This window comes from Sphaerisporangium rufum (assembly GCF_016863395.1).
Taxonomy (GTDB): Bacteria; Actinomycetota; Actinomycetes; order Streptosporangiales; family Streptosporangiaceae; genus Sphaerisporangium; species Sphaerisporangium rufum.
Genome location: NZ_BOOU01000121.1, coordinates 1 through 10,173 on the forward strand (window position 1 = coordinate 1; position 10,173 = coordinate 10,173).

Annotated in this window: 7 protein-coding genes; all 7 read left to right on the plus strand. The window is 67.7% G+C overall.

Annotation, left to right across the window (positions count from 1 at the left end):
• Positions 1 to 22 precede the first annotated feature (22 nt).
• The 7 genes from Sru01_RS34630 (at position 23) to rplC (ending at position 10,076) form a co-directional block, all read left to right on the plus strand.
• Positions 23 to 3,898 (plus strand): DNA-directed RNA polymerase subunit beta', encoded by a 3,876-nt coding sequence (locus Sru01_RS34630; protein ID WP_203995000.1) that lies wholly within the window; start codon positions 23 to 25, stop codon positions 3,896 to 3,898.
• Positions 3,899 to 4,482: 584 nt separating this feature from the next.
• The gene (gene rpsL / locus Sru01_RS34635) at positions 4,483 to 4,857 is read left to right on the plus strand and encodes a 30S ribosomal protein S12 (RefSeq protein ID WP_184608232.1); all 375 of its coding nucleotides are present in this window, start codon (positions 4,483 to 4,485) and stop codon (positions 4,855 to 4,857) included.
• 1 nt (position 4,858) lies between these two features.
• Positions 4,859 to 5,329 (plus strand): 30S ribosomal protein S7, encoded by a 471-nt coding sequence (gene rpsG, locus Sru01_RS34640; protein WP_203995004.1) that lies wholly within the window; start codon positions 4,859 to 4,861, stop codon positions 5,327 to 5,329.
• Positions 5,330 to 5,419: 90 nt separating this feature from the next.
• A complete protein-coding gene (gene fusA, locus Sru01_RS34645; protein ID WP_239138070.1) occupies positions 5,420 to 7,468 on the plus strand; it encodes an elongation factor G in 2,049 nt (682 codons plus the stop codon).
• A 173-nt stretch (positions 7,469 to 7,641) separates the two neighbouring features.
• Complete coding sequence (tuf, locus tag Sru01_RS34650; protein WP_203995014.1) at positions 7,642 to 8,835, plus strand: elongation factor Tu; 1,194 nt, start codon at positions 7,642 to 7,644, stop codon at positions 8,833 to 8,835.
• 261 nt (positions 8,836 to 9,096) lie between these two features.
• Positions 9,097 to 9,405, plus strand: coding sequence for a 30S ribosomal protein S10 (rpsJ, locus tag Sru01_RS34655; RefSeq protein ID WP_012887830.1), 309 nt, complete (start codon positions 9,097 to 9,099; stop codon positions 9,403 to 9,405).
• A 14-nt stretch (positions 9,406 to 9,419) separates the two neighbouring features.
• The gene (gene rplC / locus Sru01_RS34660) at positions 9,420 to 10,076 is read left to right on the plus strand and encodes a 50S ribosomal protein L3 (protein WP_203995015.1); all 657 of its coding nucleotides are present in this window, start codon (positions 9,420 to 9,422) and stop codon (positions 10,074 to 10,076) included.
• Positions 10,077 to 10,173: the final 97 nt, after the last annotated feature.

Here is a 10,173-nt window from a genome sequence, read left to right on the forward strand (position 1 = left end):
TTTACAAGCGAGGGGATTACAAGTGCTCGACGTCAACTTCTTCGACGAGCTCCGCATCGGCCTCGCCACGGCCGACGATATCCGTCAGTGGTCGCACGGCGAGGTGAAGAAGCCGGAGACCATCAACTACCGCACCCTCAAGCCGGAAAAGGACGGGCTCTTCTGCGAGAAGATCTTCGGTCCGACCCGCGACTGGGAGTGCTACTGCGGCAAGTACAAGCGCGTCCGGTTCAAGGGCATCATCTGTGAGCGCTGTGGCGTCGAGGTCACCCGCGCCAAGGTGCGGCGTGAGCGGATGGGCCACATCGAGCTGGCCGCGCCGGTCACCCACATCTGGTACTTCAAGGGCGTCCCGTCGCGGCTGGGCTACCTGCTCGACCTGGCCCCGAAGGACCTGGAGAAGGTCATCTACTTCGCGGCCTACATGATCACGTATGTCGACAACGACATGCGTGCCCGTGACCTGCCCTCGCTGGAGGCGAAGATCTCCGTCGAGCGGCAGCACATCGAGCAGCGCCGCGACGCCGACATCGAGAGCCGGCAGAAGAAGCTCGAATCCGATCTGGCCGAGCTGGAGGCCGCCGGCGCCAAGGGCGACCAGCGCCGCAAGGTGCGCGAGGGCGCCGACCGCGAGATGCGGCAGCTGCGCGACCGCGCCCAGCGCGAGCTGGACCGCCTGGAGGAGGTCTGGAGCCGCTTCAAGAACCTCAAGGTCCAGGACCTGGAGGGCGACGAGCTGCTCTACCGCGAGATGCGCGACCGCTTCGGCCGCTACTTCCGTGGCGGGATGGGCGCGCAGGCCATCCAGGAGCGCCTGAACAACTTCGACCTGGCCGCGGAGGCAGACTCGCTGCGCGAGACCATCCGCAGCGGCAAGGGCCAGAAGAAGGCGCGCGCGCTCAAGCGGCTGAAGGTCGTCTCCGCGTTCCTGACCACCCGCAACTCGCCCAACGGCATGGTCCTGGACTGCATCCCGGTCATCCCGCCGGACCTGCGCCCGATGGTGCAGCTCGACGGTGGCCGGTTCGCGACCTCCGACCTGAACGACCTGTACCGCCGGGTCATCAACCGCAACAACCGCCTCAAGCGGCTGCTCGACCTCGGCGCGCCCGAGATCATCGTCAACAACGAGAAGCGGATGCTGCAGGAGGCCGTCGACGCGCTGTTCGACAACGGCCGCCGCGGCCGGCCGGTCACCGGCCCGGGCAACCGCCCGCTCAAGTCGCTGTCGGACATGCTGAAGGGCAAGCAGGGCCGGTTCCGGCAGAACCTGCTCGGCAAGCGCGTCGACTACTCCGGCCGTTCGGTCATCGTGGTCGGCCCGCAGCTGAAGCTGCACCAGTGCGGCCTGCCCAAGCAGATGGCGCTGGAGCTGTTCAAGCCGTTCGTGATGAAGCGCCTGGTCGACCTGAACCACGCGCAGAACATCAAGTCGGCCAAGCGCATGGTCGAGCGGGCCCGCCCGGTCGTGTGGGACGTGCTCGAAGAGGTCATCACCGAGCACCCGGTGCTGCTGAACCGCGCGCCGACCCTGCACCGTCTCGGCATCCAGGCCTTCGAGCCGCAGCTGGTCGAGGGCAAGGCCATCCAGATCCACCCGCTGGTCTGCACGGCGTTCAACGCCGACTTCGACGGTGACCAGATGGCGGTCCACCTGCCGCTGTCGGCGGAGGCCCAGGCCGAGGCGCGCATCCTGATGCTCTCGACCAACAACATCCTCAAGCCGGCCGACGGCAAGCCGGTGACCATGCCCACCCAGGACATGATCATCGGTCTGTACTGGCTGACCACGCAGCGGGACGGCGCCGAGGGCGAGGGCCGGGTCTTCGGCTCGATCTCCGAGGCGCTGATGGCCTACGACCGGCACGAGCTGGACATCCAGGCCAAGATCCAGGTCCGGATCAAGGACGTCCCGCCGCCGCGGGGCTGGTCGGCCCCCGAGGGCTGGGAGGTCGGCGACCCCTACCGCCTGGAGTCCACCCTGGGCCGCTGCCTGTTCAACCAGACGCTGCCCGACAACTACCCCTTCGTGAACTCGCAGATCGGTAAGAAGCAGCTCTCGGCGATCGTCAACGAGCTGGCCGAGAAGTACCCGAAGGTGGAGGTCGCCGCGGCGCTGGACGCGCTGAAGGACGCGGGCTTCCACTGGGCGACCCGGTCCGGCGTCACGATCTCCATCGACGACGTCGTCGCGCCGCCGAACAAGTCGGAGATCATGGAGTCGTACGAGCGGCGGGCCGACAAGGTCCAGCGCGAGTACGAGCGCGGTCTGATCACCGACGAGGAGCGCCGCCAGGAGCTCATCGAGATCTGGACGCACGCCACGGCCGACGTCGAGACCGACATGGTGAACGCCTTCCCGGCGAACAACTCGGTCTGGATGATGGTCAACTCCGGCGCCCGCGGCAACAAGATGCAGGTCCGGCAGATCGCGGGCATCCGCGGCCTGGTGTCCAACACCAAGGGTGAGACGATCCCGCGGCCGATCAAGTCCTCCTTCCGCGAGGGCCTGTCGGTGCTGGAGTACTTCATCTCCACCCACGGCCAGCGAAAGGGTCTGGCCGACACCGCGCTGCGCACCGCCGACTCGGGTTACCTGACCCGTCGTCTGGTGGACGTCGCGCAGGACGTCATCGTCCGCGAGATCGACTGCGGCACCGACCGCAGCGTCCCGCTGCACGTGGGCGAGCGTGACACCGCCGGCAACCTGGTGAAGGCCGAGAACGCCGAGAGCAACGTGCACGGCCGCATCCTGGCCGAGGACGTCGAGGTGGACGGGAAGGTCGTCGCGTCGGCGAACGCCGACATCAACGACCAGATCGTGACCGCGCTGGTCGAGGCGGGCGTGGCGACGGTGCGCACGCGCAGCGCGCTGGTCTGCGAGGCGAAGATCGGTGTCTGCGCCACCTGCTACGGCCGCTCGCTGGCGACCGGCAAGCTGGTGGACGTGGGCGAGGCGGTCGGCATCATCGCCGCCCAGTCGATCGGCGAGCCGGGCACCCAGCTGACGATGCGGACCTTCCACACCGGTGGTGTGGCGGGCGCCGACATCACCCACGGCCTGCCCCGTGTCCAGGAGCTGTTCGAGGCGCGCGTCCCCAAGGGCGTCGCCCCGATCAGCGAGGCGGACGGCCGGGTGCGCATCGACGAGACCGACAAGACCCGCAAGGTCGTCATCACGCCGGACGACGGCTCCGACGAGATCGCCTACCCGGTCTCGATGCGGTCGCGGCTGCTGGTGGGCGACGGCGACCGGGTCAAGGTGGGCCAGCAGCTCATCGCCGGCGCGGTCAACCCGAACGAGGTGCTGCGCATCCTCGGCCCGCGGGCCGTGCAGCTGCACCTGGTGGCCGAGGTCCAGCAGGTGTACCGCTCGCAGGGCGTGTCGATCCACGACAAGCACATCGAGATCATCGTGCGCCAGATGCTCAAGCGCGTGAACGTGCTGGAGTCCGGTGACACCGACCTGCTGCCCGGTGAGCTCGTCGAGCGGCCGCGGTTCGAGATGGTCAACCGCGAGGTCGTGGCCGAGGGCGGCACTCCCGCCTCCGGCCGGCCGGTGCTCATGGGCATCACCAAGGCGTCGCTGGCCACCGAGTCCTGGCTGTCGGCGGCCTCGTTCCAGGAGACCACCCGGGTGCTCACCGACGCGGCGATCCACGCCAAGTCCGACTCCCTGCTCGGCCTCAAGGAGAACGTCATCATCGGTAAGCTCATCCCGGCCGGTACGGGCATGTCCCAGTACCGCAACATCCGGGTCGAGCCGACCGAGGAGGCCAAGGCGGCGATGTACACCGTCGGCGGCTACGACGGCTCGGCGACCGACTACACCTTCGGCACCGGCAGCGGCGAGGCCGTGCCGCTGGAGGAGTACGACTTCGGCCAGTACAACCGCTGACCGGTCCGGCCGGCGCTCCGCGCGCCGGCCGGCGGTCCGAGCGTCCGCGGGGCGCCCGTCTCCACCCGGAGGCGGGCGCCCCGCCGCGTATCCGGTCGCCGGGCGCCCGCCGAGGGGAGACCGGCGCCGCCGGGCGGCGAAGGCGGGAAATCGTGCCTGAGGACGCCGGACGGCGGGTAAGCTTGTCCGGAGCCTTTCAGTGTCCGGCGGGAACCGGACGCGGAATCCATGACACGACCGGGCGGTCGCCTCGCGGGCGACGCCGGCGCAGCCGTTTTGACGTGTTGCGATGAGCTAGGTAGTCTTGCCATTCGTGCCCATGACTTCATGGGCTCACATGTGTGCGCTCTGGGGCCTCGTTGAGGTCGGCCGGAAGCCACATGCCTCTCCCGAGTCCGGCCCTGCCGGGTACGTCGTGGCGAAGCCCGCGACACGCCCGAGCGCGTGGGTCGGAACAAGTGGAAAAACAGCAGGTCATGACACCGGCAGTACCTGCGACAAGCATGACGGGAAGCAAAGCCCGGCTCGCCTGGCGGAGCCTTCCCGATGACGTGACACCGGCCAGGACGCGAAACGGAGAAGTGGTGCCCACTATTCAGCAGTTGGTCCGCAAGGGCCGACAGGACAAGGTCACCAAGACCAAGACCCCGGCACTGAAGGGGAGCCCTCAGCTGCGGGGCAACTGCGTGCGCGTCTACACCACCACCCCGAAGAAGCCGAACTCGGCGCTGCGCAAGGTGGCGCGTGTCCGCCTCAGCAGCGGCATCGAGGTCACGGCCTACATCCCGGGTGTGGGACACAACCTTCAGGAGCACTCGATCGTGCTCGTCCGCGGTGGTCGTGTGAAGGACCTGCCCGGTGTCCGTTACAAGATCGTCCGGGGTGCTCTCGACACCCAGGGCGTCCGGAACCGCAAGCAGGCCCGTAGCCGCTACGGCGCGAAGAAGGAGAAGAGCTGACATGCCGCGCAAGGGTCCCGCTGGGCGCCGGCAGCTGGTCGCCGACCCGGTGTTCAACTCGCCGCTGGTCACCGCGCTCATCAACAAGGTGCTGCTGAGCGGCAAGCGTTCGCTCGCCCAGAAGATCGTCTACGACGCCCTCGAGGGGTGCCGGGACAAGTCGGGCAACGACCCGGTGGTCACGCTGAAGCGTGCGCTGGACAACGTGAAGCCGACCCTCGAGGTGCGCAGCCGCCGCGTCGGTGGCGCCACCTACCAGGTGCCGGTGGAGGTGCGCGCCTCGCGCAGCACCACCCTGGCGCTGCGCTGGCTGGTGCAGTACTCCCGCGCCCGCCGCGAGAAGACCATGACCGAGCGGCTGATGAACGAGCTGCTCGACGCGAGCAACGGCCTCGGCGCCAGCGTGAAGCGGCGCGAGGACACGCACAAGATGGCCGAGTCCAACAAGGCCTTCGCCCACTACCGCTGGTAAGCCCGGCGGCGACGACGAGACGACGAGGACGCGAGAGAAGTGGCTCCAACGACCGCTCTTGACCTGGCCAGGGTCCGCAACATCGGGATCATGGCCCACATCGACGCGGGCAAGACCACCACTACCGAGCGCATCCTGTTCTACACCGGTATCAACTACAAGATCGGTGAAGTCCACGAGGGCGCAGCCACGATGGACTGGATGGAGCAGGAGCAGGAGCGCGGCATCACCATCACCTCCGCCGCGACCACCTGCGAATGGCTTGATCACACGATCAACATCATCGACACGCCGGGCCACGTCGACTTCACCGTCGAGGTGGAGCGGTCGCTTCGCGTGCTCGACGGCGCAGTGGCGGTCTTCGACGCCGTGGCCGGCGTCGAGCCGCAGTCGGAGACGGTCTGGCGGCAGGCGGACCGCTACGGCGTGCCGCGGATCTGTTTCGTCAACAAGATGGACCGGGTCGGCGCCGAGTTCCACCGGTGCGTCGACATGATCGTGTCCCGCCTGGGCGCGACTCCGCTGGTCATCCAGCTTCCCTGGGGCGTGGAGTCCGACTTCAAGGGCGTCATCGACCTGGTGAAGATGAAGGGCCTGCTCTGGAGCGCCGAGGCCGCCAAGGGCGAGATGTACGACACCGTGGACATCCCGGCGGACCACGCCGAGTCGGCCCGCGAGTGGCGTGACCGCCTCATCGAGACGGTCTCCGAGCATGACGACGAGCTCATGGAGCTGTACCTCGAGGGCGTCGAGCCCACCGAGGAGCAGCTGGTCGCGGCCATCCGCCGGGCCACGCTGTCCAGCGCCCTCAACCCCGTGCTGTGCGGCACCGCGTTCAAGAACAAGGGCGTGCAGCCCCTGCTCGACGCGATCGTCGCCTACCTCCCCGCCCCGATCGACATCCCCGCCTTCAAGGGGCACGCGGTCGGCAAGGAGGAGGAGGTCATCGAGCGGCACGCGGACCCGTCCGAGCCGTTCTCCGCGCTGGCGTTCAAGATCATGAGCGACCAGCACCTCGGCAAGCTCACCTACATCCGCATCTATTCGGGCACTCTCGAGTCCGGCAGCTCCGTCGTCAATTCGGTGAAGGGCAAGAAGGAGCGGATCGGCAAGATCTACCAGATGCACGCCAACAAGCGCGAGGAGCGCCCGTCGGCGAAGGCTGGGCAGATCGTGGCCGTGATGGGCCTGAAGGACACCACCACCGGTGACACCCTGTGCGACCCGGCCAACCAGGTCGTGCTGGAGTCGATGAACTTCCCGGCGCCGGTCATCAACGTGGCGATCGAGCCGAAGACCAAGGGCGACCAGGAGAAGCTCGGCACCGCGATCCAGCGCCTGGCCGAGGAGGACCCCTCCTTCCAGGTCCGCCGGGACGAGGAGACCGGGCAGACGGTCATCTGGGGCATGGGCGAACTCCACCTGGAGATCCTCGTCGACCGGATGCGCCGCGAGTTCAAGGTCGAGGCCAACGTCGGCCGCCCGCAGGTGGCCTACCGCGAGACCATCCGCCGCAAGGTGGAGAAGGTCGAGTACACGCACAAGAAGCAGACCGGTGGTTCCGGCCAGTTCGCGCGCGTGATCATCGACGTGGAGCCGCTGGGCGAGGGCAACGACGGTTACGAGTTCGCCAACAAGGTCACCGGTGGCCGCATCCCCCGGGAGTACATCCCGTCGGTGGACGCGGGCGCGCAGGAGGCCGCCGAGTTCGGCGTGCTGGCCGGCTACCCGATGGTGGGTGTCAAGGTCACCCTCCAGGACGGTGCCTACCACGAGGTCGACTCCTCGGAAATGGCATTCAAGATCGCCGGCTCGATGGCCTTCAAGGAGGCCACCCGCCGGGCGGACGCGGTGATCCTCGAGCCGATGATGGCCGTCGAGGTCACCACGCCCGAGGACTACATGGGTGACGTCATCGGCGACCTCAACGGCCGCCGCGGGCAGATCCAGGCGATGGAGGACCGCACCGGGGCGAAGGTCATTCAGGCCCTCGTTCCGCTGTCGGAGATGTTCGGCTACGTGGGTGACCTGCGCAGCAAGACCCAGGGCCGGGCGGTCTACAGCATGCAGTTCAGCTCCTACGCGGAGGTGCCCCCGGGCATCGCCAAGGAGATCGTCGCGAAGGCTCGGGGCGAATAGTCCCGCCTCCTGCCGGCCGGGGCGATGAGCGATCGTCGCCCCGCGCCGCGAGGAATCGGGGCGAGCGCCGCAGACCCCGACCGGCTCGGGCGGTGAGCGATCGCCGCCCGGCCTCGGGCTCCGAGCCCGAGTGAGACAGCAAGGCACGTCAGAATCTCTAAGGAGACAGAGCAGTGGCCAAGGCCAAGTTCGAGCGGACCAAGCCGCACGTGAACATCGGCACCATTGGGCACATCGACCACGGCAAGACCACTCTGACCGCGGCGATCACCAAGGTGCTTCACGACCGTTTCCCGCACCTCAACGAGGCGACCCCGTTCGACAAGATCGACAAGGCGCCCGAGGAGAAGGCCCGCGGCATCACCATCTCCATCGCGCACGTCGAGTACCAGACCGAGAAGCGCCACTACGCCCACGTGGACTGCCCCGGTCACGCCGACTACGTGAAGAACATGATCACTGGTGCCGCGCAGATGGACGGCGCGATCCTGGTGGTGGCCGCCACCGACGGCCCGATGCCGCAGACCAAGGAGCACGTGCTCCTGGCCCGCCAGGTCGGCGTGCCCTACATCGTCGTGGCCCTCAACAAGGCCGACATGGTCGACGACGAGGAGATCCTGGAGCTCGTCGAGCTCGAGGTCCGCGAGCTGCTCTCCGCCCAGGAGTTCCCGGGTGACGACCTGCCGGTCGTGCGCGTCTCGGCGCTGAAGGCGCTCGAGGGCGACGAGAAGTGGGGCGACTCGATCATCGAGCTGATGAACGCCGTGGACGACAACGTCCCCGAGCCGCAGCGCGACACCGAGAAGCCGTTCCTGATGCCGATCGAGGACGTCTTCTCGATCACCGGTCGCGGCACCGTCGTCACCGGTCGTATCGAGCGCGGCATCGTCAAGGTCAACGAGACCGTCGACATCATCGGCATCAAGGAAAAGAGCACCACGACCACCGTCACCGGTGTCGAGATGTTCCGCAAGCTGCTGGACGAGGGCCGGGCCGGTGACAACGTCGGTCTGCTCCTGCGCGGCATCAAGCGCGAGGACGTCGAGCGCGGCCAGTGCATCATCAAGCCGGGCACGACCACCCCGCACACCGAGTTCGAGGCGCAGGTCTACATCCTGTCCAAGGACGAGGGCGGCCGGCACACGCCGTTCTTCAACAACTACCGCCCGCAGTTCTACTTCCGCACCACGGACGTGACGGGCGTCGTGACCCTGCCCGAGGGCACCGAGATGGTCATGCCCGGTGACAACACCGAGATGTCCGTCCAGCTGATCCAGCCGATCGCGATGGAGGAAGGCCTCAAGTTCGCGATCCGTGAGGGCGGCCGCACCGTCGGTGCCGGTCGAGTCACGAAGATCATCAAGTAGCCGGACCGCGGGTCGGCGGCCGGACCCGGATTCCTCCGGGACCGGCCGCCGAGCCACGAAGGGGCGGACAAGATCCGCCTCCACCCACGGCGAGCCGACGCCCCGCCCGGGGCCGTGATCTCGCAGCCGTCTCGGTCATCTCGACCGAGTCGACTGCAAGATCACGGAGGTGGGCGGGCCGGCGGCCGGGTGGGTCACCCACAGCGGCACAAGGCCGCACGAAACTTTTGCAGGACGACAGCGAAGGACACCGAGGCCACTATGGCGGGACAGAAGATCCGCATCCGGCTTAAGGCCTATGACCACGAGGTCATCGACAGCTCGGCCAAGAAGATCGTCGAGACGGTCACGCGGACTGGCGCGAAGGTCGCGGGCCCGGTGCCGTTGCCGACCGAGAAGAACGTGTACTGCGTCATCCGCTCGCCGCACAAGTACAAGGACAGCCGTGAGCACTTCGAAATGCGCACGCACAAGCGGCTGATTGACATCATCGATCCGACGCCGAAGACGGTCGACTCGCTCATGCGGCTCGACCTGCCGGCCGGCGTCGACATCTCGATCAAGCTCTGAGGGAACGCACTGACATGGCTAAGCAGATCAAGGGCGTCCTGGGCAAGAAGCTCGGCATGACCCAGGTCTTCGACGAGGACAACCGGATGGTTCCGGTCACCGTCGTCGAGGCCGGTCCGTGCGTGGTGACCCGCGTCCGCACTGAGGACAAGGACGGCTACTCCGCTGTTCAGCTCGGCTACGGGCAGGTGGACCCGCGCAAGGTGAACAAGCCGCTGGGTGACTATCTGCGCAAGCACGACATCACCCCGCGCCGCTACTTCGTCGAGCTGCGCACCACCGACGCCTCCGAGTACACCATCGGCCAGGAGATCCTCGCCGACACCTTCGAGGCCGGGCAGTTCATCGATGTCACCGGCAAGAGCAAGGGCAAGGGCTACGCGGGTGTCATGAAGCGGCACGGCTTCCGCGGCCTGGGCGCCTCGCACGGCACCCAGCGCAAGCACCGCTCGCCCGGCTCGATCGGCGGCTGCGCCACGCCGGGCCGCGTCTTCAAGGGCCTTCGCATGGCCGGCCGGATGGGCAACGTCCGCACCACCGTGCAGAACCTGAAGGTGCACGCCGTCGACGCCGAGAAGGGTCTCATCCTGATCAAGGGTGCGGTGCCCGGCGCCACCGGCAGCCTGGTCCTCATTCGCACCGCTGCCAAGAAGGGGGCTGTGGCCAAGTGAGCACCTCGATCGACGTTCGCGACGCCTCGGGCGCGAAGACCGGCAGCGTGGACCTGCCCGAGGACGTCTTCGGCGCCAAGGTGAACATCCCGCTGAT

Bases quoted from the DNA above. Each gene is read 5' to 3' on its own strand.
- rpsG (WP_203995004.1), top strand. From the start codon at position 4,859: ATGCCGCGCAAGGGTCCCGCTGGGCGCCGGCAGCTGGTCGCCGACCCG.
- fusA (WP_239138070.1), top strand. From the start codon at position 5,420: ATGGCCCACATCGACGCGGGCAAGACCACCACTACCGAGCGCATCCTG.
- rpsJ (WP_012887830.1), top strand. From the start codon at position 9,097: ATGGCGGGACAGAAGATCCGCATCCGGCTTAAGGCCTATGACCACGAG.
- rplC (WP_203995015.1), top strand. From the start codon at position 9,420: ATGGCTAAGCAGATCAAGGGCGTCCTGGGCAAGAAGCTCGGCATGACC.